General features: G+C 68.7%; 24 protein-coding genes. 20 read left to right on the top strand and 4 right to left on the bottom strand.

Annotation, left to right across the window (positions count from 1 at the left end; genetic code table 11):
* Positions 1-151: 151 nt before the first annotated feature.
* The 4 genes from PV679_RS13780 to PV679_RS13765 all read left to right on the top strand — a co-directional run bounded on the left by PV679_RS13780 (position 152) and on the right by PV679_RS13765 (position 3973).
* Positions 152-1207 (top strand): sugar kinase, encoded by a 1056-nt coding sequence (locus tag PV679_RS13780; RefSeq protein WP_319680473.1) that lies wholly within the window; start codon positions 152-154, stop codon positions 1205-1207.
* Positions 1204-1965, top strand: coding sequence for an IclR family transcriptional regulator (locus PV679_RS13775; RefSeq protein WP_319680472.1), 762 nt, complete (start codon positions 1204-1206; stop codon positions 1963-1965). Before PV679_RS13780 ends, PV679_RS13775 begins: the two co-directional genes overlap by 4 nt.
* The gene (locus PV679_RS13770; RefSeq protein WP_319680471.1) at positions 1962-2372 is read left to right on the top strand and encodes a RidA family protein; all 411 of its coding nucleotides are present in this window, start codon (positions 1962-1964) and stop codon (positions 2370-2372) included. The genes PV679_RS13775 and PV679_RS13770 overlap by 4 nt, the downstream gene beginning before the upstream one ends.
* A 128-nt stretch (positions 2373-2500) precedes the next feature.
* A complete protein-coding gene (locus PV679_RS13765) occupies positions 2501-3973 on the top strand; it encodes a gluconate:H+ symporter (RefSeq protein WP_319680470.1) in 1473 nt (490 codons plus the stop codon).
* Positions 3974-4055: 82 nt separating this feature from the next.
* Here PV679_RS13765 and PV679_RS13760 read toward each other — a convergent pair whose 3' ends face one another.
* A complete protein-coding gene (locus PV679_RS13760; RefSeq protein ID WP_319680469.1) occupies positions 4056-6113 on the bottom strand; it encodes a serine/threonine-protein kinase in 2058 nt (685 codons plus the stop codon).
* A 206-nt stretch (positions 6114-6319) separates the two neighbouring features.
* On the opposite strand from PV679_RS13760, the gene PV679_RS13755 reads away from it, so the two are divergent.
* Both PV679_RS13755 and PV679_RS13750 read left to right on the top strand, forming a co-directional pair.
* Positions 6320-7192 carry a serine protease gene (locus PV679_RS13755; RefSeq protein WP_319680468.1) on the top strand — a complete coding sequence of 291 codons (873 nt, stop codon included), beginning with the start codon at positions 6320-6322 and terminating at the stop codon, positions 7190-7192.
* A 153-nt stretch (positions 7193-7345) separates the two neighbouring features.
* On the top strand, positions 7346-8779 hold the full coding sequence (locus PV679_RS13750; protein WP_319680467.1) for an Nramp family divalent metal transporter: 1434 nt from the start codon (positions 7346-7348) through the stop codon (positions 8777-8779).
* A 125-nt stretch (positions 8780-8904) separates the two neighbouring features.
* On the opposite strand, the gene PV679_RS13745 is transcribed toward PV679_RS13750, so the two are convergent.
* From PV679_RS13745 to PV679_RS13735, 3 genes are all read right to left on the bottom strand, one after another.
* Positions 8905-10617 carry a glycoside hydrolase family 18 protein gene (locus tag PV679_RS13745; RefSeq protein WP_319680466.1) on the bottom strand — a complete coding sequence of 571 codons (1713 nt, stop codon included), beginning with the start codon at positions 10615-10617 and terminating at the stop codon, positions 8905-8907.
* Positions 10618-10792: 175 nt separating this feature from the next.
* Positions 10793-11236, bottom strand: coding sequence for a hypothetical protein (locus tag PV679_RS13740; protein ID WP_319680465.1), 444 nt, complete (start codon positions 11234-11236; stop codon positions 10793-10795).
* Positions 11233-11355 carry a hypothetical protein gene (locus tag PV679_RS13735; RefSeq protein WP_319680464.1) on the bottom strand — a complete coding sequence of 41 codons (123 nt, stop codon included), beginning with the start codon at positions 11353-11355 and terminating at the stop codon, positions 11233-11235. Before PV679_RS13735 ends, PV679_RS13740 begins: the two co-directional genes overlap by 4 nt.
* A gap of 458 nt (positions 11356-11813) precedes the next feature.
* Here PV679_RS13735 and PV679_RS13730 point away from each other — a divergent pair, with 458 nt between their 5' ends.
* The 14 genes from PV679_RS13730 (at position 11814) to PV679_RS13665 (ending at position 23792) form a co-directional block, all read left to right on the top strand.
* On the top strand, positions 11814-12695 hold the full coding sequence (locus PV679_RS13730; RefSeq protein ID WP_319680463.1) for a hypothetical protein: 882 nt from the start codon (positions 11814-11816) through the stop codon (positions 12693-12695).
* A 145-nt stretch (positions 12696-12840) separates the two neighbouring features.
* The gene (gene cpaB, locus PV679_RS13725; RefSeq protein WP_319680462.1) at positions 12841-13548 is read left to right on the top strand and encodes a Flp pilus assembly protein CpaB; all 708 of its coding nucleotides are present in this window, start codon (positions 12841-12843) and stop codon (positions 13546-13548) included.
* A gap of 7 nt (positions 13549-13555) precedes the next feature.
* Positions 13556-14803: an AAA family ATPase gene (locus PV679_RS13720; protein ID WP_319680461.1), complete on the top strand. Its 1248-nt coding sequence runs from the start codon at positions 13556-13558 to the stop codon at positions 14801-14803.
* Between the two features lie 25 nt (positions 14804-14828).
* Positions 14829-15236, top strand: coding sequence for a TadE/TadG family type IV pilus assembly protein (locus tag PV679_RS13715; protein WP_319680460.1), 408 nt, complete (start codon positions 14829-14831; stop codon positions 15234-15236).
* Positions 15237-15239: 3 nt separating this feature from the next.
* Positions 15240-15605: a TadE/TadG family type IV pilus assembly protein gene (locus PV679_RS13710; RefSeq protein WP_319680459.1), complete on the top strand. Its 366-nt coding sequence runs from the start codon at positions 15240-15242 to the stop codon at positions 15603-15605.
* A gap of 68 nt (positions 15606-15673) precedes the next feature.
* The gene (locus PV679_RS13705) at positions 15674-17014 is read left to right on the top strand and encodes a CpaF family protein (protein WP_319680458.1); all 1341 of its coding nucleotides are present in this window, start codon (positions 15674-15676) and stop codon (positions 17012-17014) included.
* 61 nt (positions 17015-17075) lie between these two features.
* The gene (locus PV679_RS13700; RefSeq protein ID WP_319680457.1) at positions 17076-18017 is read left to right on the top strand and encodes a type II secretion system F family protein; all 942 of its coding nucleotides are present in this window, start codon (positions 17076-17078) and stop codon (positions 18015-18017) included.
* Positions 18018-18032: 15 nt separating this feature from the next.
* Positions 18033-18914, top strand: a complete 882-nt coding sequence (locus PV679_RS13695; RefSeq protein ID WP_319680456.1) for a DUF5936 domain-containing protein — start codon at positions 18033-18035, stop codon at positions 18912-18914.
* 81 nt (positions 18915-18995) lie between these two features.
* Positions 18996-20339, top strand: a complete 1344-nt coding sequence (locus tag PV679_RS13690) for a sensor histidine kinase (RefSeq protein ID WP_416069715.1) — start codon at positions 18996-18998, stop codon at positions 20337-20339.
* Positions 20340-20358: 19 nt separating this feature from the next.
* Positions 20359-21432 (top strand): response regulator transcription factor, encoded by a 1074-nt coding sequence (locus PV679_RS13685; RefSeq protein ID WP_319680455.1) that lies wholly within the window; start codon positions 20359-20361, stop codon positions 21430-21432.
* Positions 21433-21653: 221 nt separating this feature from the next.
* A complete protein-coding gene (locus tag PV679_RS13680; protein WP_319680454.1) occupies positions 21654-21884 on the top strand; it encodes a hypothetical protein in 231 nt (76 codons plus the stop codon).
* Positions 21881-22516: a pilus assembly protein TadG-related protein gene (locus PV679_RS13675; protein WP_319680453.1), complete on the top strand. Its 636-nt coding sequence runs from the start codon at positions 21881-21883 to the stop codon at positions 22514-22516. The genes PV679_RS13680 and PV679_RS13675 overlap by 4 nt, the downstream gene beginning before the upstream one ends.
* A 29-nt stretch (positions 22517-22545) precedes the next feature.
* Positions 22546-23142: a hypothetical protein gene (locus PV679_RS13670; protein ID WP_319680452.1), complete on the top strand. Its 597-nt coding sequence runs from the start codon at positions 22546-22548 to the stop codon at positions 23140-23142.
* A complete protein-coding gene (locus PV679_RS13665) occupies positions 23142-23792 on the top strand; it encodes an OmpA family protein (RefSeq protein WP_416069714.1) in 651 nt (216 codons plus the stop codon). The genes PV679_RS13670 and PV679_RS13665 overlap by 1 nt, the downstream gene beginning before the upstream one ends.
* The last annotated feature ends 2 nt before the right edge of the window (positions 23793-23794 follow it).

Here is a 23794-nt window from a genome sequence, read left to right as displayed (position 1 = left end):
GGCCCTCCCCTTGTCTGTGGCGTTGCGATGCCGAGGCGTTGCAACATTTGCAACAACCATTGCGCGTATTGCTTGTCGCTGTCTAACATCCGAGCCGACACCAGGTCAATGGTGACCCGTCCGTCGACCGCCGAGCGCGAGGAGCTGTGGAGTGACCGGAACCGTAGAGGCGGACATCCACCCGCGCGTGGAGGTCGTCTGCCTCGGTGAGTCCATGGTCACCTTCCTGCCCTCCCGGCCGGGCCGCCTCGCCGATGTCCCGTCCTTCGCCCGGACGATCGGCGGCGCCGAGTCCAATGTCGCCTGCGCGCTGGCCGCCGCCGGACACGCGGTGAAGTGGATCAGCCGGGTCGGCGCCGACGGCTTCGGTGATCATCTCGTCGACGCGGTCGCCGCGTACGGCGTCGATACGTCGGGCGTCCGCCGCGATCCCGGCCGGCCGACCGGCATCTACTTCCGTACGGCGACGGACCGGGCCACCGACGCCCATGAGGTCGCCTACTACCGGGCCGGTTCCGCGGCCTCCGCGATGTCTCCGGAGAACATGCCGTCCGCCGATCTGTGGTCGGGCCGCGTCCTGCATCTGTCCGGCATCACCGCCGCGCTCTCGGACGACTGCCTCGCGCTGATGCGGGAGCTCACGGCCCGCCGGCCGGGCCGCCCGCTGGTCTCCTTCGACGTCAACCACCGGCCGGGGCTGTGGCGCGACGCGTCCGGCGCACGCGTGCTGCTGGACCTCGCGCGCGGCGCCGATCTGGTCTTCGTCGGCGAGGACGAGGCGGCGCAGGCGTGGGACCTGCGCGGTGCGGACGCGATCCGGGAGGCGCTTCCGGAGCCCGGCACGCTCGTGGTCAAGCGCGGCGGCGCGGGAGCGACCCTGTACACGCGGGAAGCGGCGCACGGCCGGCGGGACACGGTCACCGCAGTCCCCGCGCTGCGCGTCGAGGTCGTCGCGCCCGTCGGCGCCGGAGACGCCTTCGCCGCCGGATTCCTCTCCGCGACGCTGCGCGGACTGCCCGCCGCCGCCCGGCTGCGGCACGGCCATCTCATGGCCGCCGCCGCCCTCACCGCTCCCGGTGATCTCGGTACACCGCCCTCCCGGGCACACGCCGACCGGCTCGCCGGCCTCTCCGCGGCCGGCTGGGAGAGACTTCGTCTCGGCCCCGGCTGGACGGCGGCCACGGAGCAGGAGGTACGTACCCCATGAGCCAGACAGTCGACCGAGCGCTGAGCATCCTTCCGCTGCTCGCCCAGGGACCCGCCGACCTCGGGCAGGTCGCCGACCGGCTCGGCGTCCACAAGTCCACCGCGCTCCGGCTGCTCCGCACGCTCCACGAGCACGGGCTCGTCTACCGCCAGCAGGACAACCGCTACCGCCTCGGCGCCCGGCTCTTCGCGCTCGCCCAGGAAGCCGTCGAGAACCTCGACATACGCGAGATCGCGCATCCTCATCTCGTCGCGCTCAACGAACAGTGCGGCCACACGGTCCATCTCGCGGTGTACGAGGAGAACGAAGTCCTCTACATCGACAAGGTCGAGAGCCGCTATCCGGTCCGGATGTACTCCCGGATCGGCAAGCCGGTCGCGATCACCGTCGCCGCCGTCGCCAAGCTGCTGCTCGCGGACCTTCCCGAGGCGGAGCGCCGCGCACTCGCCGAGCGCCTGGAATTCCCCATGTACACGTCCCGTTCGATCCCGAACGCGGCCGCCTTCCTCAAGGAGCTGGCGACCGTACGCGAACAGGGCTGGGCCACCGACCTCGGCGGCCACGAGGAGTCCATCAACTGCATCGGGGCTCCCATCCGCGGTGCGGACGGCCGGGTCGTCGCCGCCATGTCGGTCTCCGCGCCGAATGTCGTCGTCACCGCCGAGGAACTCCTCACCCTCCTCCCGCTGTTGCGCCGCAGCGCCGCCGCGATCAGCGGAGAGTACTCCGGCAGCACCCACCCCAAGGAAGCTTCATGAGCGACAAGACCGCACTCACCCCGGCCACCCACACCACTCCGCCGGCGAAGTTCTCGCACGGCGTCCGCAAGGGCAACATCCTCCAGGTCGCGGGCCAGGTCGGCTTCCTCCCCGCCGTCGAGGGCCAGGCGCCCACCACGGCCGGCCCGACCCTGCGTGAGCAGACCCTGCAGACCTTCGCCAATGTCCGGGCGATCCTGGAGGAGGGCGGCGCGAGCTGGGACGACGTCATGATGATGCGCGTCTACCTGACCGACGTCGACCACTTCGCCGAGATGAACGCGATCTACAACGCGTACTTCGAGGAGCAGGGACTCAAAGAAGCTCCCGCCGCGCGGACGACGGTCTATGTCGGTCTGCCCAAGGGCCTGTTGATCGAGATCGACGCCCTCGCCGTGCTCGGCTGACCTTCCCGCGCGCCCGCACCGCCGGACTCAGCCCGCCATTTTCCCGCATCCCGCGCCGCTCGGCACGGCGCGCCCGCCTCCGGGGCGCCGCGCCGCGGTTCCCGCTGCCCAGAACAGAAGGTCTCCTCATGCCGCTCGCCGCTGACGCGCCACCGGAAACCCCACCACACACCGGTGGACTGCTGCTTCTCATCGACGGCACCGCCGGTCTGCTGACCGTCGCCGCTCTCGGTATCGCTCTGCTCCTCATCCTGATCATCAAGGTCCGGCTGCAGCCGTTCGTCGCGCTGCTCGGCGTCTCCATAGCCGTCGGCCTCGCCGCCGGTCTCTCCGTCACCGAACTCTTCGGCACGGTCCAGAAGTCCGCCGCCGTCTCGATGATCGAATCCGGGATGGGCGGCATCCTCGGCCATGTCGCGATCATCATCGGGCTGGGCACCATGCTCGGTGCGATCCTCGAAGTGTCCGGCGGAGCCGAGGTGTTGAGCTCCCGGCTGCTGAATCTCTTCGGTGAGAAGCGCGCGCCGCTCGCCATGGGCGTCACCGGTGTCGTCTTCGGTATACCGGTCTTCTTCGACGTCGGCATCTTCGTACTCGCGCCGATCGTCTACGCCGCCACCAAGCGCTCCGGAAAATCGATCCTGCTGTACGCGATGCCGCTGCTGGCCGGTCTCTCGATGACCCATGCCTTCCTGCCTCCGCACCCGGGCCCGGTCGCCGCCGCGGGACTCTTCAAGGTGGACCTCGGCTGGGTCATCCTGATGGGCATCGTCGTCGGCGTCCCGTCCGTCCTCGCCGCCTGGGCCTACGCGGCCTGGATCGGCAAGCGCATCTTCGTCGAGGTCCCGCAGGACATGGTCGAGGCCGCGGCGGAGGCGAAGAGCGCGGTCGCCGCCGAGCAGCGCGCCTCGGGTGTCACTCCGCGCGAGACACCGGTCTCGCTGGTCACGGTCCTCGCGATCATCGGGACGCCGCTGGTCCTGATCCTGCTGGCGACCTTCTCGTCCATCGCGCTCGACCCGTCGACGGGCCGCTCCGTCATCGAGTTCTTCGGCCACCCGTTCGTGGCGCTGACCATCGCGCTGCTGCTCGCCTACTACCTGCTGGGCGTCCGCCGCGGCTGGTCCCGCAAGTCCCTGGAGAGGGTCTCCACCGCCTCGCTGAAGCCGGTGGGCAACATCCTGCTGGTCGTCGGAGCCGGCGGAGTCTTCGGCGCGATCCTCAAGGGCAGCGGTATCGCGGACGCCCTGGCCGACACCTTCAACGACGTGGGCCTGCCGGTCATCCTGCTGGCGTGGCTGATCTCGGTCGTGCTGCGGGTCGCACAGGGCTCGGCGACGGTCGCGATCGTCACCACGGCGGGCATCGTCGTGCCGCTGGTCGAGGGCCAGGACCTCTCGCAGGCGCATCTCGCTCTGATCATCATGGCGATCTCGGCGGGCTCGATCTTCGCCTCGCATGTGAACGACGGCGGCTTCTGGATGGTCGCGAAGTACTTCGGCATCTCCGAGCGCGACACCCTGAAGTCCTGGACGGTCCTGGAGACCGTCCTGTCGGTGGCGGGCTTTGTGGTCGCGGCGCTGCTCAGCCTGATCATCTGAGGGCCGTGCCGGGACGGGGCCGGACGGTACGGGCGGGAGGCCGCGGCGGGACGCGACCTCCCGGCCCGCGCGGTGGCCGTGCTCAGACGGCCTTCGCGCAGACGTAGTTCTCACCGTCGTCGACCTCGTACCAGTAATAGCGAGTGGAATCGCCCGCGAACGCACGGCACTCGGGATCGCTTCCGTCCGACGGCATGCCGAAGTAGCTGGTGATCTGCATGACGTACGTGTAGCCCTCGGGCACGGTGTCGGCGGCGCAGCTCCACACGGTGCGCAGGCTGCCGACGCCGACGCCGTCGCCGTCGGCCCTGGCGATGAAGCACTGACCGGTCCGGTATTTACGCGTCAGGCAGAGGCTGGTGACGACGCCGTCGTCGCCGGCGTTCGTCCAGCTCTCCTCGTCGTCCGAGCCGCAGTCCTGGTCGCTGTCCGAGACGGCGGACACGACACGGTTGTAGGCGTCGGCCGATTCGCAGTCGACACGCTCCGGTACGGCATCGCTCCAGCCGCCGCGTCCGTCGTCGTGCGAGCTGAGGCAGTCTCCGGTGGCCACGGCGCGGAACGCGAGATCCGTGGGATTCGGCGCGGGCGTGTCCGGCAGGCTGGTGCCGGGATACGAGGCGGCGTAGGAACTGCCGCCGCTCGGCGCGTCACCGCCGGCGTCCTCGGTGTCCCAGGGCTGCCAGATCACAAAGACGAAGAAGGCCAGGACGGCCAGGAAGGTGCCTCCGCAGCCGGAGGACTTCTTGGCGGCGCCGGACGACGGACGCGTGCCCGCCGCGGAGCCGGTCGAGGAGCCCGCCGAGGCGCGCGGGCCGGAGGAGGAACCGGCCGAGGCGCGCCGCGCGTTGGCGGCGGGACCGGCGGCCGACGCCGACCGCGACTCCCGCTCGGCGCGCTGCTGCTCGGCCCGCCTCGCGGCCACGGCACGTGCGAGCTGCTCCCGCTGGGCCCGCCGCTCGGCCCGTTCGCGTTCCGCGCGGTCGTGCTCGCGGGCTGCCCGCAGCCGTTCCCGTTCCCGTCTCTCCTTCTCCTTCTCCTTCCCTTCTCGCTCTTCTCGCTCTTCCCGTTCCTGTCGCCGCCGGTCGGCGTCGTCCGGCGCGGGACCTTCGGCGCGCGCACGGGTGTACTGCCGGGTCGGTCCCGGGTCCGGCAGCGCGCGTGTGCGCTGGTCCACGGTCGGCGCGTCGGCGTCGGCGTCGGCGTTCGCGCCGGAGCCCGGACCCGGTCCCTCCCGCAACGCCCGGCCCTGCTGCTCGTACTCCTCGATCAGCGCCGTCCAGCGCGGCGGCAGCCAGCGGGCGCCGCTCTGCGACACCGGCAGTCCGACGAGGCCGGACCTGAACTGGGCGAGCACATCGGCGGGCCGGGGCCGGCCCGCCGGGTCCGCCGCCAGACAGGCGCGGATCAACTGCTCCAGCTCGCGCGGCAGTCCGTCCAGCTCCAGCTCGACTCGTGACACCCGGGCCAGCAGCCCCAACGTGTCACCGTTGTCGGCGTACGGCGGCCGGCCGACCGCGAGATGGAAGAGCGTCGCGCCCAGGGAGTAGATGTCGGAGGCCGCCGTGGACGGCTCGCCTCTGGCCTGCTCGGGCGAGGTGAAGGCGATCGTGCCGAGAGTGAGGCTGGTCCGGGTGAAGTCGCTCGCGTGCGAGATCCCGAAGTCGATGACGCGCGGGCCGGTCAGCGGAAGCAGTACGTTCGGCGGCTTGATGTCCCGGTGCACGATGCCCGCGTCGTGCAGGGCGACCAGCGCGGCCGCCACTCCGGCTCCGACCCACCGGACGGCCGAGGCCGGCGGATGTCCGGCCGTCCGTACCAGCTCGGCCAGCGACGGCGCGGCGATGTACTCGATCGCCATCCAGGGACGCGGCGCACCGGCGTCGGCGTCGAGCACGCGCGCGGTGTGGCCGCTGTCGATCCGCTGGGCGAGGGCCACTTCGCGGGCGAACCGCCGTCGGTCGGTGGTGCTGACGGTGCCTTCGGCGAGCAGCGTCTTGACCGCCACCAGCCGGCGGTCGGCGGAGCGCGCCAGATATATCCGGCCCATTCCGCCCGAGCCGAGTCGGCCGATGATCCGGTACGGCCCCAGCGTCGCCGGGTCGTCCGTACCCAGCCGCTCGATCTTCGCCCCGGACATGCCTCAGCTCCCCCTGCCGCACCGCGACCCCGCCGCGTTCCCCGCGCGATGGATAACACGCCGGGCACCGCCGCCCCGTTCCCGCCCGCGCGTCCGGAATCCACGAGGCATGGTTGCCGGTCGTCCGGCTTGCGTCAACAATGCGCATGACCGTCAAACATGCGCATGACAAGCCGAAGAAACTTCGGCCACAGAGGGGACCCCACATGAGAAAGCCTCTCCTCGGCGCGCTCGTCGCCGTCCTGCTCCTCGGAGCGGGAGCGGCGCCCGCGATGGCCACAAGCCATCGGACGACCGCGTCCACGCAGACCACCGAGGCCGACCGGACGACCCCTGTCCGGGCCAAGGCGGTCGACTTCGCCGGAACGGTGGCGCTCAGCAACTGTTCCGGCTCTGTTGTACGTGTGCCAGGGTCGCAGCCGAGCGACCCCGCTCTGGTCCTGTCCAATGGTCACTGCCTGGAGAGCGGCTTTCCCGGCGCCGGAGAGGTCGTCGTCGACCAGCGCTCCACCCGTACCTTCGGCCTGCTGAACTCCGCGGGCAGCAGGGTCGCGACGCTGCGCGCGAGCAAGGTCGCGTACGCGACGATGACCGACACCGACATCTCGCTGTACCAACTGACCAGCACCTACGCCCAGATCCAGAGCTCGTACGGGATCACCGCGCTGGAGCTCAACGCCACCCGCCCGGTGCAGGGCAGCGCCATCAAGGTCGTCTCCGGCTACTGGAACCGCATCTACACCTGCGCCATCGACGGCTTCGTCCACCGGCTGAAGGAAGGCGAGTGGACCTGGAAGGACTCGATCCGCTACACCTCCGCCTGCGACACGATCGGCGGCACCTCGGGCTCGCCGGTGATCGACGACGCCACGGGCAAGGTCGTCGCCGTCAACAACACCGGTAATGAGGACGGCGGCCGCTGCACGCTCAACAACCCGTGCGAGGTCGACGAGAACGGCACCGTCACCGTGCGGCAGGGCATCAACTACGCCGAGGAGACCTATCTGATCGTGCCGTGCGTCGGCACGGGCAGCAGGATCGATCTGAGCCGCGCGGGCTGCACGCTGCCCAAGCCGTAACCACCGGGAAACCGGCACCGACGGCGGCGTCATCCACCGGCGCCCCGGACCCGCCGTCCGGGGCGTCGTCCCGTTCGCCCTCTTGCGCGATCACCGGGGCCCCGCTTTGGTGACGTGGGTCACGTAGGGGGACGAGTGGAAAGGCGATGGCGCATGGCTGACACCGCGGACCGTGGTACGGAGCCGGCGGAGACGCGCGAACCGGGCCCGCCCGGGGCCGGTACGGACGAGAGGGGCCCGGGCCCTGCGCGCGAGCCGGGCTCCCGGGCGTCCGGTGCGCGCGAGCCGGGCCGGCCCGAGGACAGGGCCGAGTCCCGTCCGCGCAAGGCGAGTTGGCGGTATATCGGCCCCGGAATCGTCGTCGCGGCGACCGGCGTGGGCGCGGGCGACCTGGTCGCGACCCTGATCGCGGGCAGCACGTTCGGCTACACCCTGCTGTGGGCCGCGATCATCGGCTGTGTCGTCAAGGTCTCGCTCGCCGAGGCCACCGGCCGCTGGCATCTCGCCACCGGCCGTACGCTCTTCGAGGGCTGGCGCAGCCTCGGCCACTGGACCAGCGTCTACTTCGCGATCTATGTCGTCGTCTGGGGCTTTGTCTACGGCGCGACGGCCATGTCCTCCAGCGCGCTGCCGCTCGTCGCGCTCTTCCCGGCCGGGCCAGGTCTCAAGACCTGGGCGGTCATCACCGGGCTGACCGGTCTGGTCTTCGTCTGGTTCAACCGGTACGCCGTCTTCGAGAAGGTCATGACGGTGCTGATCGGGATGAAATTCCTGATCGTCGTGTATGTCGCCGTCCGCGTCGTGCCCGACCTCGGCGCCGCCTTCGCGGGCCTTGTGCCGGCGCTGCCGGACGGCTCGCTCTTCTACACTCTCGGACTGATCGGCGGCGTCGGCGGCACCATCACCATGGCCGCGTACGGCTACTGGGTGAATGCCAAGGGCTGGACCAACTCCGGCTGGATGAGCGTGATGCGCCTGGACAACCGCGTCGCGTACCTCACCACCGGCGTGTTCGTCGTCGCCATGCTGATCATCGGTGCCGAGCTGCTGCACTCCTCCCATACCGCGCTCACCTCGGGCGACCGCGGACTCATCGATCTCGGCTCGGTCCTGGAGGACCGTTTAGGCGTGGTCACCGCCAAGCTCTTCCTGATCGGCTTCTTCGCCACGTCCTTCGGCGCGCTCATGGGCGTGTGGCACGGCGTGAGCCTGATGTTCGCGGACTTCGTGGAGCGCATCAGGAAGGAGCGCGCGGGCGCGCCGGTGGACGAGGCGACGGGGATGGTCGAGGAGGTCGCGGCCGGTGAGCGCGAGCGCTCGCTGCCGTTCCGCGCGTATCTGCTCTGGCTGACCTTCCCGCCGATCGGCCTGCTCTTCCTCGACCAGCCTTTCGGTCTGGTCGTGGTCTACGGCGTGCTGGGCGCCTTCTTCATGCCGTTCCTGGCGCTGACGCTGCTCTGGCTGCTCAACTCCTCGCGCACTCCGGCGCGGTGGCGCAACGGCATCGTGAGCAATGTGATGCTCACGGCGGCCGGACTGCTGTTCGTCGTGCTGTGCGTACAGCAGGTACGGGACCTGGCCCGGTAGCCGGACCCGCTCCGGTGGGGCCGGACGCGCGACAGCGCCGTCGGGTGGGGTTCGACGGCGCTGCCGGCCCTGTGGGGGGTCTCGGTGACCGGCACGCGGTGCGGCCGGCCGGATGGTGGCGGTGGCTAAGGAAGGCTGTGGACGTGCGGTCCGACGGCGTTCGACCAGGCGTTGCCGGCCGTGGCGTCCCAGTTGGTGGACCAGGTCATGGCGCCACGCAGGCCGGGATAGGTCCTGGACGGCTTGAACGAACCGCAGTTGGTGCCCTTGGCGAGGCAGTCCAGCGCGTTGTTCACGATGGACGGCGCCACATAGCCGCTGCCGGCGCCTCGTGTGGAGGCGGGGACGCCGATGCCGACCTGGGACGGGTCGAGGCCGCCTTCGAGCTGGATGCAGGCGAGTGCGGTGAGGAAGTCGACGGAGCCCTGGGAGTAGACCTTGCCGTCGCAGCCGAGCATGGAACCGCTGTTGTAGTACTGCATATTGACGACGGTGAGGATGTCCTTGACATTCAGCGCGGTCTTGAAGTACTCACCGGCGGTGGACTGCATGTCGATGGTCTGCGGCGCCATCGTGAGCACCAGGCTCGATCCGGCCCTGGTGGAGAGCTGGCGCAGCGCCTTCGTCATATAGGTGGAGTTCAGGCCGTTCTCCAGGTCGATGTCGACACCGCTGAAGCCGTACTCCTGCATCAGCGCGTAGGCACTGTTGGCGAAGGCGGTCGCGGAGGCGTCGCTGTTGACCGAGACGCTGCCCTTCTCGCCGCCGACCGAGATGATCACGGACTTGCCGGCGGACTTCTTCGCGGCGATGTCCGCCTTGAAGTCGGCGACGGAGCCGTAACCGACGGCCGGGTCGAGATTGAAGGTGATCTGGCCGGGCGTCGTCGTCGCGTCGGCGAACGACACGGCGATGATGTCGTACTGCGACTGAACGTCACGCAGCTTCTGGACGGCCGCGCCGTTGTTGAAGTTCTGCCAGTAGCCGGTCAGCGCGTGCCTCGGGACCGCCGGGTTGCCCGGGTTGCCACCGCTGGTGGCCGTCTTCCCGGTGACCGCCGCGGACTTGGCGGACTCACCGGCCGAGTTGGTCGCGCTCACCTGGAACTGGTACGAGGTGTTGGCGGCCAGTCCCGTCACGGTGGTGGACGTGCCGCTCGCCGACTGGACCTTCGTGCCCGCCTGGTACACGTTGTATCCGGTCGCGCCGGACACGCCGCTCCAGTTGAGCGTGACGGACGACGAGGTCACGGAACCGACCGCGAGTCCGGCGGGCGTGCCGGGCACCTGCGGGCCGGGGTCGGTGCCTCCGCCGCCGTCGGGGCCGAAGACGGAGAGATCGTCGGCGTAGTAGGCGCTCTGCCCGTACCAGCCGTGGGTGTAGACGGTCACCGACCTGGTCGAGGCGCCGGTCCTGAAGCTGGTGGTGAGCTGCTTCCAGCCGGAGCTGTCCGGAGTCCAGGTCGACACATCGGTCGTCCCGGTGCCTTCGGCGCCGAGATATGTGTAGCCGCCCTGCACCCAGGCGCTCAGTGTGTAGGTCGAGTTGGGCTGCACGGCCACGGCCTGCGTGCACTTGGCGTTGTCCTGTCCCTGCGGCGTGCCGCGCAGCGCGGCGGCGCCACCGTGCACAGGCGATCCGACGGTCGCTCCGCTGCCGGCCGAACAGGTCCAGTTGCCGAGCCCGGACTCGAAGCCCGCGTTCTTGGCCACATTGATGTCGGCGGCCTGTGCGGTCCCGACCAGCCCGGTCAGACTCAGCGCACCGGCGGCCACCACAGCCACCGCCCCGCCGATCCAGGTCCTTATGCGTCCTCTGCCGCCTGGTGCGCGTTCCACTTGCTGCCTCCGCTGGGTTTGGGGATGGAGGTACGGGATGAGGGGAACGGTGGCCACCGTCGGGCGTAAAACTGGTCCAGACCAATCAAGTTGTCAAGACCTCTGGCAGCAGGTCGTATACGGCGGCGCCGCTCCGCCGGCCGCCGCGCCGGCCCGCACGGGCGGACCGGGCCGCTCATTCCTCCTGGAGCCGGTCCGCCGCGTAGCCCGAGACGCAGCCCACCACCAGCACCGCGTTCGACATCAGCAGGCCCTCCGCCGCGAGTGCGCTCCACTGGAGCGACATGTTCACCGCCTGCGCGGCCACCGGGACCGCGAACGCGGCGGCGAAGTGCTGGAACGGCACATCGCGGAAGGGCTCGCGATGGAGGCGGCCGGCGACCCAGGCCGTGAGGCCGAGGCACACGGCGTTCGGAAGATGGATCAGCAGCAGACGGCCCGGAAACGTCTCCAGGTTGTCCTCCGAGGCGAGATGGCCGTACACCAGCGTCGCCTGGAAGTACTCCGTGAAGAGCAGCACGACGAGGCCGGCCGCCCAGCACCGGACGAGCGCGAACACCGCCGCCCCGCGCCCCTCGGCCGGCGGAGCGGGCGCCCCGGGGCCGTCGTATCGCGTCATCGCTCCTCGCCTCCGATCAGATCCCCGAGCGAAGGCCCGAGCCGGGCGGTGGCCGCCGTGGAGACCGCCTCCGAGGGCGGCCGTCCGGTGGTCCGCATGCCGCTGGCGGTGGTGCTCATGGCGTGTGTGCTCCTGTCGTCGGGACCGGGTCGCACCGTAGCGGTAGCGGGAACGGAGCCGTGGCTCTCCGACGGCCTCCCGCGCGGCCGTGGCACCGCGGTCCCGCTCGGGTCCGCACCGTTTCACGACTCGTCCGACGTCTCCTCGGCGACCGTATGTATTTCGCACACGGAATCGGCATGGAAGCCTGAGGGCTGTCCCGTGACCCGACCCGGACCCAAAGCGGAGTAGTTGGGTCAAGATTTCGGCCAAACAAACGTTTATTGAAACGCGAGTCAACACCTGACTGCTTCGCCCGGCTTTGCCTGCGCCGGTCGCGTGGAGACCGCGGTACCGGCATCCGAAAGGTGTTCTCCGTACCGTACAGACGCGGATAAAGTGCTGGGGCAGGAGCACGGAGCAGGAGAGATCTGCGGTCGCCGGGACTCCGGCGGCCGGAGCTGAACGGGGAACCAGCGTGCCGACCGCGATTGCTGTCACCAGCCCTGATCTGGTGCTACCACCGACGGACCACCAGACGCCCACCGCGGCGCTGCTGCAGTCGCCCGACGTTCAGTCGCTGGACGCCGCGCTCGCCGACACGCAGGTCCTCGTGGAGCAGCACGGTTATGTCATCGCCCTCTATCCGGCTTCCATCCCCGTGGCCCATGAGCGTCGGCTGCACACGGTCCGCTCGGTCCTGGAGAGCGATCGCATCGCCCTCCTGAAGCTCGATCTGCCGCCTCTCGGCATCGCCGTACTCGTACGCCAGCTCAGGCAGTTGTCGATCTGCGACTTCAGCGCCGGGATCGTCGCCTCCGCCGCCCGGCTGCTCTCCCACTACATCTACGCCGGAGCTCTGCTCAACTCCGTCGCCAAGCTCGACCGCGTACCGGTGAGCCTCAAGGCGCACGCGAAATCGTGGGTGCCCGGTTCCCAGTTCGGCGTTCTCGCCAACCCCACGCCTGAATTGATCAAGGTCGGGAGCGCCGAACTCACGGGACCCGAGTTCGGCACGCAACTGATCGTCGCGAAAGGCCAGTTGCAATCGGACTGGGTGACCGCGACTCTCGCGCCCGCCTGGCGCGTCCAGGGAATCCAGGAGAGCGCGCTGCCGGGAGATTCGCCGGGCTGGTGGGGGACTTCCAGGATGATCGAGTTCGCCGCGTTCCTGCCGGACATCTCCGTCCTCTACCAACTGGTCTCCTCCGTCCGACGGGAGGTGTGTTCCTGGTGCGGTTTCGAACTCATAGGTGACCGCTGCGGATTCTGTCTGGCACCGCTCGTGCCGCCCGAGAACCAAACCCGCGCTCCCCGTGCCCTGAGCACCGGAACACAATCCGTGCGCCACGGGCCGTAATACGCCGGCCCGGTCCGAATGGACCGATGAGGCTTCCGGGTGAAGCCGGCACCACCGGCCTTGCACCGCGACCGCTCCGCTCGTCCATCTCCCGCGACCTGTCCGATGTCTCCGTCCCACGTCCCCGAACGAGGTTGTCCCGCTCATGAATTCACGGCAGCGCCGCGGCATCATACTCCTTCTTCTTTCGGTCCTCTGTGCCTTCGGTGCCTTCGCGGGCGTGCTCTCCGTTATCAGCGACGTGAATTCGAAGGTCGGGCCGGAGGTGGCCGCCTATCAGCTCAGGTCTGATGTGGCGCCGTACACACCGCTGAGCGAAAGCCAGTTCGTGAAGATCACGATGCCCAAGCGCTGGCTCTCCGAGAACGCCGTGACCGATCTGTCCGTCGTCAATGGAAAGATCGCGGTCACCCAGCTCAAAAAGGGCTCGCTGCTGCAGGACGACATGATAGTCAAGCGCCCCGCGCTCGCCAGTGACGAGCAGGAGATCGCCATCATGATCGACGCCGCGACCGGCGTCGCCGGCAAGATCACTCCCGGTGCCCTGGTCAATATCTTCGCGACGTTCGCGGCCGAGGACGAAGGCGCGAGGGCCCAGTCCCGGATCATCGTCGCCAACGCCAAGGTCATCGACGTCGGCCGGCTCACCGCACTGGAGCCGAAGGACAACAACAGGAGCAGTGGACCCGAGCAGGCGGTGCCGATCACCTTCGCGCTGAAGACGAAGGACGCCCAGCGCGTCGCCTATGCCGAATCCTTCGCGGAGCACGTACGGCTCGCGCTCCTCGCCGACGGCAGCCCGTCCACGCTGCGCCCCGGAGAGAACACCTACACCCTCGAAGGGGACAAGTGAGGGACGAATGACCACCCGAATCCTCCCGGTCGTCGGCGACGCCGACGCGGCCCGGTCCGTCACCACTCTGCTCAGCCAGCTCCCCGACGCGGAGCCGGCCGCGCCGATCGGTGACTCGACCTCGCTGATCGACACCCTGGCACGCCTGGCCGCCGAGTCGATCGACGAACTGCCCGAGGTCGTACTGGTCCATGAGCGCATCGGTCCCGTGCCGGCCCTGGAACTGATCCGGGAGGTGGCCCTGCGCTTTCCCGCGGTCGGGGTCGTCCTCGTCACCGTGGACGCGAGCCCCGGCCTCTTCTCGGCCGCGATGGACGCCGGTGCCCGCGGACTGGTCGGACTTCCGCTCTCGTACGAGGAACTGGCCCAGCGCGTCCAGGCCGCGGCGGGCTGGTCCGTGGGTGTACGGCGCCATCTCGGCCAGGGCGGTGATGTCTTCACCGGTCCCGGCGGCACCGTCGTCGCGGTCAGCGGGTCGAAGGGCGGCGTCGGCACCACCTTGACCGCGGTCCAACTGGCGCTCGCGGCACGGGCGTCCGGCATGAACACCGCACTGGTGGACCTGGACCTCCAGGCCGGAGACGTCGCCTCGTACCTCGATGTGCAGTTCCGCCGCTCGATCGTGGACCTCGCGTCCATCCAGGACATATCTCCCAGAGTGCTTCAGGACGCGGTCTTCATCCACGAGAGCGGTATCGGGCTGCTGCTGGCACCGGGAGAGGGTGAGCGGGGCGAGGAGATCAACGACCGGGCCGCGCGGCAGATCCTCAGCGCGCTCCGCAACCGGTACGAGGTCGTGGTCGTCGACTGCGGCACGCAGATGAACACGGCGAACGCGGCGGCGATCGAAATGGCCGACACCACTCTGCTGGTGACGACACCGGACGTGGTGTCCGTCCGGGCGGCCAAGCGCATGGTCCGGCTCTGGGACCGGCTCCAGATCCGCAAGGCGGAGGAGACCGTCGTCGTGGTCAACCGCTATACGCGCGGGACCGAGATACAGCCGCCTCTCATCGAACGGATCACGGCCACCCGGGTCTCCCGGGTGGTCGTTCCCGCCAACTTCAAGGAGCTCCAGGCCGTGGTCGACGCGGGGCGGATGCAGGACCTGGAGGCCAAGTCGACGGTGAAACAGGCGTTGTGGGCTCTGGCGGGAGAACTGGGTCTGGTGAAGGCGCCCCCGGCGGGCGAAGGACAGCGCAAGATGAAGGGCGACCGGGGGTCCGTCCGCTTGCGCGGGGGACGGGCGAAGTGACATGGCTGAGGGGGAGATCTGAACCATGAAAGGACCTGGAACACTCCCGAAGAAGAGAAAACCACGACCGTGGAACGATCACGGCCAGGCGGTCATCGAGTTCACCGGTGTGGTTCCGCTCATCCTGGTGACTCTCATCCTGCTCTGGCAGGCCGCTCTGGTCGGATATACCTTCTCGCTCGCGGGCAACGCGGCGGACAAGGCGGTACACGCGGCCGCGGCGACCGACAGCGGCGACCGGGACGCCGCCTGCGAGGCCGCAGGCCGTGAGGATCTTCCGGCCGCCTGGGACGAGTCGGCCACCATCGAGTGCTTTGCCGACGGCGATCTGGTCAAGGCGGAATTCACGCTCACGGTTCCCGTCCTCTTTCCCGGCGGACTCAATTTCCCGTTCGATGTCCAGGGCAGGTCCGCCGCGGCGAGGGAGAGCTGAATCATGCGGAACCGTACCCGTGACAGGGACCGTGGCCAGGCCGCCGTGGAACTGGTCGGATGGATTCCACTGCTGCTTCTCGTCGCTCTGGCGGCGGTCCAGCTAGGGCTTGCGATCTTCGCCGTACAACAGGCCGGTACGGCTTCACGGGCCGCGGCCCGGGTGGCTTCCCAGAGCGACTACATGGATGTCGACTACGAGACCGCGGGCAGGGCCGCCATGAGTGACTGGCTCGCGCAGGACGCGGAGTTCACAGCGCCGACAGCCGGTGACGCGGTCACGGTGACGGCCCGGGTGCAGATCCCCTCCCTCCTCCCGGGGGTCACGCTGGGAGACGCGGAGAGGAGCGCGACCATGCCGCGCGACTGACAGAGTCCACGTGATCCATCAGAGTGCGGTGAGCAGCAGCACGCCAGTATCACCAGGGAGTTGAGGACATGAGCCTTCGGGCGCGCATCACCAGCCCCGAGCCGGCGAACGGGCACAGCGAGGAGAGCCGGCTGGTCGGGGTCTACCGCGCCAAGCTCCTCGAAGAGATCGACCTCGCCGAGATGTCGGCGCTCGCGACCGCCGAGCGCAGGGCGCGCCTCGAACGGGTGCTGGGCCACATCATCAGCCGCGAGGGCCCCGTTCTCTCCACGGCCGAACGGTCCCAGCTCATCCGGCGGGTCGTCGACGAGGCCCTCGGCCTCGGCATCCTGGAACCCCTGCTCGAAGACGCGTCCATCAGCGAGATCATGGTGAACGGCCCCGACCAGGTCTTCGTGGAGCGAGGCGGTCGCCTGGAGCTGCTGCCGATGCGGTTCGCCTCCAACGAACAGCTCATGCAGACCATCGAGCGGATCGTCTCCACGGTCAACCGCCGGGTGGACGAGGCGAATCCGATGGTCGACGCACGCCTTCCGTCCGGAGAGCGGGTCAATGTCATCATCCCGCCGCTCTCCCTGACGGGGCCCGTCCTCACGATCCGGCGCTTCCCGCGCGCGTTCACCCTGCACGAGATGATCAGCCTGGGTTCGCTGGACGAGCACATGATGATGATGCTGGCCGGACTCGTGAGGGCGAAGTTCAACGTCATCGTGTCCGGTGCCACCGGCACCGGCAAGACGACCCTGCTCAACGCCCTTTCCGGGCTGATCCCCGACGGCGAGCGCATCGTCACCATCGAGGACTCCGCCGAGCTCCAGCTCCAGCAGTCCCATGTCATCACCTTGGAGAGCCGCCCGGCGAACGTCGAGGGCAAGGGACAGGTCACCATCCGCGACCTCGTACGCAACTCCTTGCGTATGCGCCCGGACCGCATCATCGTCGGTGAGGTCCGCGGCGGCGAGACGCTGGACATGCTCCAGGCGATGTCGACCGGTCATGACGGCTCGCTCGCCACCGTCCACGCCAACAGCGCCGAGGACGCGCTGATGCGACTTCAGACCCTGGCCTCCATGTCGGAGGTCGAGATCCCGTTCGTGGCGATCAAGGACCAGATCAACAGCGCCGTCGACGTCATCGTGCAGCTCACCAGGCACGCCGACGGCACCCGCCGGATCACCGAAATGGCGATCGTCGACTCCTACGGCCGGGAGGAGTACCGCATTGTCACCGTCTGCCGGTACAACGCCCTGCCCATGGCCGCCGACGGCCGGATCTACGGAAACTTCGAGTACTACCCGCTGCCCCGCCGTGTCGCCGAGCGCCTCTACCTGCGGAGCGAGGCCATCCCCGCGGCCTTCGGCGTCGCTCACTCGGAGGAGCAGCTCGTACTGCGCAGAACCGCGGCCTGACCACTTCCGCGTACCGCCCGCCCGTCCCCGTCCGCCGCTCACCGAGAAGGTCCCGCCCGACATGGATAATCTCCCGCTCCTGACCGTCGGAGTCACGCTGCTCGCCTGCGTGCTCGCCGTCGTCGGCGTGCACGTCTTCTCCGCGGGCAGGGCCCAGCGGGAGGCGCTCGTCCAGCGCATGGCCCAGACCGGGCAGTTGGAGGACATCGGGTACCGGCGCAGGCGGTTCGACGCGGTCGACCGCCGACTGCGCCGGACAGGGCTCGGCAAACGCATCGAGCGCAAGCTCTCGGCCACCGGCCTGGACATCACACCGGGCGAGTACTTCGTCTATCTCGTGGCGGCGCTGATCGGCCTCTATTTTGTGGCGGGGTCCGTCTTCGCCCCGTTCTTCGGCGTCCTCGCGGCCATCGCCGGACTCTGGGGCGGAAACGCCTTCCTCACGATGCAGATCCAGAAGCGCACCGAGGGATTCATCAACCAGCTTCCCGAGCTCACCCGCATCCTCGCCAACGCCACCCAGGCGGGCCTGGCACTCCGTACGGCCCTCGCCATGGCGTCGGAAGAGCTGGACGACCCGGCAGGCGAGGAACTGAAAAGGGTCGCCGACCAACTGGCCGTCGGCCACTCGCTGGAGGACGCCCTGAACGAACTCGTCGGGCGGCTGCCGTCACGCGAACTGACCGTTCTGGTCACCACCCTCATCCTCTCGAACCGGGCGGGCGGCACCATCGTCTCCTCGCTGCGCAATCTCACCGAGACGCTGGAGGAGCGCAAGGAGACCCGGCGAGAGGTCAGCACGCTGCTCTCCCAGGTCAAGGTCACCGCCGTCATGGTTCCGGTCCTCGGCCTCGGCTTCCTGCTGATCATCAACAGCATGCGGGCCGGTGCCCTCGACGACATGACCGGCGCCACCGTCGGGCAGATCGCGGTGATCGTATCCGCGTCCCTCTACGCCCTCGGATTCTTCCTCATCAACAGACTCACCCGCGTCCGCGCCTGAAAGGAGGGCCCGCACATGGAACTGCTGCTCGCCGCCGTCGCCGCACTCGCGGTGTACGGGGTCTTCCACGGTCTCCGTATGTACCGGGCCGACGCCAAGCTTCCCGGCGATCTGGCGGTGGCCCTCGAAGTAGGCGCCAGCCGCACCACCGCGACCGGCTCCGCCATCGACCGCCTGGGCATGCGGTACGCGCCCTCCGTCCTCCGCATGATGGGGCCGAAGCGCGTCGACAAGGTCCGGCGGAAGCTCGACATGGCGGGCAACCCGGGCGGTATGACGGTCGACCGGTACGCCGCGCGGCGCGCCGTGTACACCGGACTCGGTTCCCTGACGGCCCTCACCATGCTCATGAACGGGCAGGTCGTCCTCGCGGTCATCTTTCTCGTCTATGGCTTTCTGTGGACCGACGCCCTGATCCGGGTCGCCATCGGCCGGCGGAAGGAGGACATCGAGCGCACCCTGCCCGATTTTCTGGATGTGCTCGCGGTCGTGGTCTCCGCGGGGCTCGGATTCCGCCAGGCACTCGAACGTGTCTCGGAGAAGTACCAGGGCCCCTGGGCCGACGAACTGCGTATCACACTGCGCCAGATGGACATGGGAGTCAGCCGTCGTGACGCCTTCGACCAGTTGCGGCGGCGCAATGACTCCGAGCAGGTCTCCATGTTCGTCAGCGCTCTCCAGCAGGGCGAGGAACTCGGCGCGCCCATTGTCGACACCCTCATCCAGATCGCCAACGACATGCGCCGCACCGATGCCCAGAACGCACGTCGCAAGGCGTCCAAAGCTGTCCCGAAGGCCACGCTCATCGTCACCAGTTTCATGCTCCCCGGGACGATGATCCTGATCACCGTCGGCTTCTACTACGCGTCGGGAGTCGACTTCAACAGCATCTTCTGAGGCTGAGGAACCGGCAGCGCAGCGGACGAAATGAGACCACACCGCGGACGAACGGAAGGCTGAGAGGAGGTGACCGCGTCAATGCCCTCATGGATGAACCGTACGGCCCTGACCGGTGGCCCGGGCGCGGCCGAAAGCGCTCCGGGTCACGTGCCCGCGCTGCCGATCCAGGTGAACGCCCTCCAGGCACTGTGCCGGCAGGTCTTCGGATTCCGTCTGGCCATGACCACGCTCGCCGCGCCGTTCGCTCTCGCCGGTGTCGACACCGAACTGGGCGGCTGGCTCGTCGGCGCCGCGGTGCTCGTCACGGTCATGATGTCCTACGCGCTCCTGCGGGACTGGGAGCGCTTCGGTCCGGTTCTGCTCCGCCATCCCACGCTGCTCGCCGTCGACATGACCTTCGGAGCGCTGCTGCTGTTCAGCGCCTCTCCCGGCTCGACCCTGACCTATGTGACCGTCTGCACTCCGCTGCTGGCCGGCCTCGTGTACGGCTGGCGCGGAGCCGCTGTGTTCGCGCCTCTCCAGGCGCTGCTGATAGGCGCCGCGTACGCGGTCAACGCTCACGTCGAGATGGATGCCTCGTCCTTGCTGACAGCGGGTCTGTGCGTGATCGCCGGAGCGGTCGGCAGTACGCTGCGCAATCTGCTGCTCGGATTCGGCGCCGCGTCCCATGCTCTGACCGAGGCCCGCGCCCGGCTGGCCGTCACCGGGGCGGTGGAGGAGGAGCGTGCCAGGCTCGCACGCGAGATGCACGATTCGGTGGCCAAGACCTTGCACGGCATCGCTCTGGCCGCCGACGGTCTCGCCGGCACGGCCGACCGTATGGACCCGCTCGCGGTCAAACACCAAGCGGCCCTCGTCGCACGCTCCGCCCGCAGAGCGGCGGCGGAGTCCCGGGAACTCCTCTCGGACCTGCGCCGGGACTCGGGCCTGGACGGCGGCGTCGACGTCCAGACCGAGCTGAGCGCCCTGACCGGTGACTTCATGCGCCGCCACGGTCTGAAGGCGACCTTCCGCCGGCTCGGCGAAGGTCCTGTCCCGCCGATGCCGCACGCCATCGCCCGGCACGCGCTGACCATCGCCACCGAGGCCATGGAGAACGCCCACCGCCACGGGCATCCCACGTATGTGGATGTCTCGGCCGGTGTCGTCGGCGACGCCTTCCGGATCAGTGTGTACGACGACGGAGCGGGCCTGCCGCCGGGCACCTCCCTGACCGACCTCAAACGCGCGGGTCACTTCGGCCTGGTGGGAATGGTCGAACGCGCCGCGTCCATCGGTGCCCGCATCAGGATCGGCAGAGGCCGCGCCGCGAACGGCACCGAAGTCCGACTGGATCTGCCCGTCTCCGCGCTGGGCCCCGCTCAGTCCCGTCCCACAGTCCGGCACGCCGCTCCACCTTCCCTTCCCTTCGCCACTCCCTGACAGAGAGGAGGCCGCAACCATGACGGATGAGATCTCGCACAGCTCCGGGCAGCACCGGGCTCAGCGGAACCATGGTTCACAGCACACGTCTTCGCATCCCACACTGCCCGGCTCGGATCGCACGCCGGGACTCGCCGCACCCGTGCCGCCCGCGGCATCCCAGCGACTTCCCGTCTTCGCCGACGACACGGCCCTCGCTCCGCCGCTGCGGGTGGTGGTGGCCGACGACAACCCTGTCGTCCGCGCGGGCCTGACGGTCCTGCTGTCCGGCCGCGACGACATCGAGGTCGTCGCGGAAGGGGCCGACGGCCGCCAGGCATACGAGGCCACGGTCCAGCACCGACCGGATGTGGTGCTGCTGGACGTCCGGATGCCGGGAGTCGACGGGATCTCCGCACTGCCGCACCTGGTTCGTCTGGCGCCCGTGCTGATGATGACGTACAGCCGGGAGACCGAGATCGTCCACGAGGCGCTGCGACTGGGCGCGGGCGGCTACCTCGTCCACGGCGAGTTCACGGCCGACGAGCTGGTAGCGGCGGTACGGGACATCAAACAGGGGCGGCCGCACTTCACGTACTCCGCGTCCAGCGCCTTGCTGGCGACCGTACGCGGCCGGGGCCCCGACGGCGGGACCGGACAGCTTCCGGAGGGTGTGGGCGCGGCGTTCACAGCGCCCGAGCCTCTGCCCGTGCTGCCGGAGCAATCATCTGCATCCGCACATACCTCGACGCCGGGCCATTCAGGGCGGTTCTCGGTAAGAGGCGTTCAGGAAAGGGAAGTCGGCCCGGGATCGAGCGCAAAAGAATCTTCGCGATTCGCTTCGCATTCGCAAGCAGACATGGCACATTCTTCTCAGGGGCAGCAGCAGTCCGGTGCCCCGTACTCCGAGCTGAGTGCGAGGGAGGTGGAGATCATGGACCTGATCGCGTCAGGAATGACCAATCAACAGATCGCCGCCGCCTGTTTCATCAGTCAGAAGACCGTCAAGAACCACATCAACCGCATCTTTGCCAAGCTGAATGCCGGGAGTCGCGGCGAGGCCATCGCTCTGTGGCACGGCATGACCCGAGGGGGGTCGGCAAGGAATGTCTGAACGGGTAACGGGGCCGCGGGCCCGCAGAGTTCCACCGGGGGCCCAACTCGGTAACTGGGACCGCACTTGGGTCCTGAGACCCATGATGCGGAGCGCCTCGCCGCCGTACGGTTCTCATGTCGCCAGTGACTCCGGCCGGGAGGAAGCCGGAAGCGCGAGTGACGACAAAGACTCATACGAGTCGTCCGGCAAGCGGCCGGCCGACACTGGAGGGGAACACCATGTCGAACATCACGACGAAGGCCGCCGCCACCAAGACTTATGTGGGCCGCTGGGCGAACGCCACGGTTGCGCACATGAAGCGCCGCCGGGACGTGGGCCAGGGCGCGATCGAGTACGTGGGCATCACGATCCTCGTGGTGGCGATCGTCGTCGCGCTGCTGAACACCAACATCGGTACAGATATTGCGAACGCTTTCAAGACGAAGATCACCTCGATCCTGAGCAAGTGAGCCGCAGGACCTTACGCGAGACAGGGCAGGCCACGCCGCTGTACATCACAACGGTCGTGGGCCTGCTCTTTGTCGCGCTCGTCTTCTTTGCTTTCGGCCAGGCCGACGTGGTGCGCAATGGAGCCCAGTCGGCGGCCGACGCGGCCGCGCTGGCGGCCGCCCAGGAGTCCCGGGATCAGCTCCGGGCGGACTTCCTCTCGAAGATCCTGGACGACGGCTATCTGGAAGACGTCTTCGACGGAGATGTCACCGGCCCACCCGGCTGCGGTGCGGCCGGTGCCTTCGCCGCGAGCAACGAGGCCCAGGTCACCGCGTGCGCCTCACTGAACGACGGCCGTTGGGGTGTCACAGTCAGTGTGCAGTCTCAGAACCCGGTCGGCGACACCGTTCTGAGCGGCACCGAGAGCATGTACGCGGAGGCCGGGGCGACAGCCGTCGTCGAACCTCGTTGCGCCTTCGAGCCCAATGAGGACGCCGGAAAGCCGCCGGAGGGCGGCGAGGAAGGGGGTGACGAGAAGCCCTCGCCGGGCACGTTCGTCTGCGACGGCAAGGACTGGATCATCGACCCTACCCATCTGGACCTCCTTCCCGACATGAACGACCTCTTCGCCGTTCGACTGGCCGAGGACTGACCGCCAATGAACGCAAAGGAACATCACTCATGAGTATGTGGCATGGAGCGAATCCCCGTCGGGCAGCGGCGTCGGCCCTCGCGGCGGTGACGTTGTCCGTCGCCCTGGTCGCCTGTGGCAGCGGCGGGGAAGAGCCTCCCCAGCGGGAAGCCGGTGATTCGGCGGCCGCGGACACCGGCAAGGACAGGGCTCCGACCGACAGCGGCACCACACTGCCGGACACCAGCAAGATCCTCGCGACTCTGAAGGGCGACCAGGGGATCGAGATGGTTATTTACGAGGCGAAGCGCGACGAGGGCGGGTTCCTCACGGTGAACGGGGAATTCAGGAACACCGGCGGTAGTGCTTATGTCACGCCCGTTCAGTGGAGTGGTCAGGAGGCGGCGATCGCAGGAGCCGGCCCCTCTCTGGGCGGGATGACCCTCGTGGACTCGAAGGAGAAGAAGCGGTACTACGTGCTGCGGGACACGGACAACCGGCCCCTGACCACGAGTCAGTACGCCGCCAGCATCGAAGCCGGCAAGAGCCTCTCCTTCTTCGCGCAGTTCCCGGCGCCACCGCAGTCGACCACCAAGGTCGATCTCCAGTTCCCCGGCTTCCCCAACGCGCCGATTGAGATCTCCTGATGAGCGACGCCACGATCCGCGGCCGACGGGCCAGAGCGCGAACGGCGGGCGCCGTTCTGTCCGGTGTCCTCGTGTTCGGGCTCATGGCCGTTCCGAACGCCATGGCGGACGACGATCCCTATCCGTCCGCCTCCGCGGCGCCACCTGTCGAGGTCGACGCCAACGATTCGGATCTCAAGCTGCCGGAAGGCGCCACACTCGCGCCCGCGAAGGTCCTGGACATCGTCTCGGTCATCGAGTCCGAGGGCGGTGAGGAGCGTCGCGAGGACACCAACGAGAATGTGAAGCTCGCGCTTCAGGCCGAGGTTCTCTTCGGCAAGGACAGCGCCAAGCTGTCGCCGGCAGCGAACTCCCGTATCGCCGCCATCGCCGACGAGATCAAGAAGTCGGGCGCGACAAGGGTCCGGGTCTTCGGCTTCACGGACGACCTCGGTTCGGCCGCACACGGTGACGTGCTCTCCAAACAGCGTGCCGAGGCCGTGCACGGGATCCTGGAGCAGGAACTGGCTTCCGCCGGGATCACATACGAGATCCGTGGCTACGGCGAGCAGTATCCGATCGCGGACAATGACACGGAAGAAGGCCGCAAGAAGAACCGCCGCGTGGAGATCTCCTTCCCTCGGGGCGGGAGCGAGACCGCCGCGAACTGAGA

Source organism: Streptomyces sp. AK02-01A (assembly GCF_033795305.1).
GTDB lineage: Bacteria > Actinomycetota > Actinomycetes > Streptomycetales > Streptomycetaceae > Streptomyces.
Note: the sequence above shows the minus strand (reverse complement) of the source record. Positions and strands in the feature narration are given on the sequence as shown.

Bases quoted from the DNA above. Each gene is read 5' to 3' on its own strand.
- PV679_RS13775 (WP_319680472.1), top strand. From the start codon at position 1,204: ATGAGCCAGACAGTCGACCGAGCGCTGAGCATCCTTCCGCTGCTCGCC.
- PV679_RS13770 (WP_319680471.1), top strand. From the start codon at position 1,962: ATGAGCGACAAGACCGCACTCACCCCGGCCACCCACACCACTCCGCCG.
- PV679_RS13765 (WP_319680470.1), top strand. From the start codon at position 2,501: ATGCCGCTCGCCGCTGACGCGCCACCGGAAACCCCACCACACACCGGT.
- PV679_RS13760 (WP_319680469.1), bottom strand. From the start codon at position 6,113: ATGTCCGGGGCGAAGATCGAGCGGCTGGGTACGGACGACCCGGCGACG.
- PV679_RS13755 (WP_319680468.1), top strand. From the start codon at position 6,320: ATGAGAAAGCCTCTCCTCGGCGCGCTCGTCGCCGTCCTGCTCCTCGGA.
- PV679_RS13750 (WP_319680467.1), top strand. From the start codon at position 7,346: ATGGCTGACACCGCGGACCGTGGTACGGAGCCGGCGGAGACGCGCGAA.
- PV679_RS13740 (WP_319680465.1), bottom strand. From the start codon at position 11,236: ATGACGCGATACGACGGCCCCGGGGCGCCCGCTCCGCCGGCCGAGGGG.
- PV679_RS13735 (WP_319680464.1), bottom strand. From the start codon at position 11,355: ATGAGCACCACCGCCAGCGGCATGCGGACCACCGGACGGCCGCCCTCG.
- cpaB (WP_319680462.1), top strand. From the start codon at position 12,841: ATGAATTCACGGCAGCGCCGCGGCATCATACTCCTTCTTCTTTCGGTC.
- PV679_RS13720 (WP_319680461.1), top strand. From the start codon at position 13,556: ATGACCACCCGAATCCTCCCGGTCGTCGGCGACGCCGACGCGGCCCGG.
- PV679_RS13715 (WP_319680460.1), top strand. From the start codon at position 14,829: ATGAAAGGACCTGGAACACTCCCGAAGAAGAGAAAACCACGACCGTGG.
- PV679_RS13710 (WP_319680459.1), top strand. From the start codon at position 15,240: ATGCGGAACCGTACCCGTGACAGGGACCGTGGCCAGGCCGCCGTGGAA.
- PV679_RS13705 (WP_319680458.1), top strand. From the start codon at position 15,674: ATGAGCCTTCGGGCGCGCATCACCAGCCCCGAGCCGGCGAACGGGCAC.
- PV679_RS13700 (WP_319680457.1), top strand. From the start codon at position 17,076: ATGGATAATCTCCCGCTCCTGACCGTCGGAGTCACGCTGCTCGCCTGC.
- PV679_RS13695 (WP_319680456.1), top strand. From the start codon at position 18,033: ATGGAACTGCTGCTCGCCGCCGTCGCCGCACTCGCGGTGTACGGGGTC.
- PV679_RS13690 (WP_416069715.1), top strand. From the start codon at position 18,996: ATGCCCTCATGGATGAACCGTACGGCCCTGACCGGTGGCCCGGGCGCG.
- PV679_RS13685 (WP_319680455.1), top strand. From the start codon at position 20,359: ATGACGGATGAGATCTCGCACAGCTCCGGGCAGCACCGGGCTCAGCGG.
- PV679_RS13680 (WP_319680454.1), top strand. From the start codon at position 21,654: ATGTCGAACATCACGACGAAGGCCGCCGCCACCAAGACTTATGTGGGC.
- PV679_RS13670 (WP_319680452.1), top strand. From the start codon at position 22,546: ATGAGTATGTGGCATGGAGCGAATCCCCGTCGGGCAGCGGCGTCGGCC.
- PV679_RS13665 (WP_416069714.1), top strand. From the start codon at position 23,142: ATGAGCGACGCCACGATCCGCGGCCGACGGGCCAGAGCGCGAACGGCG.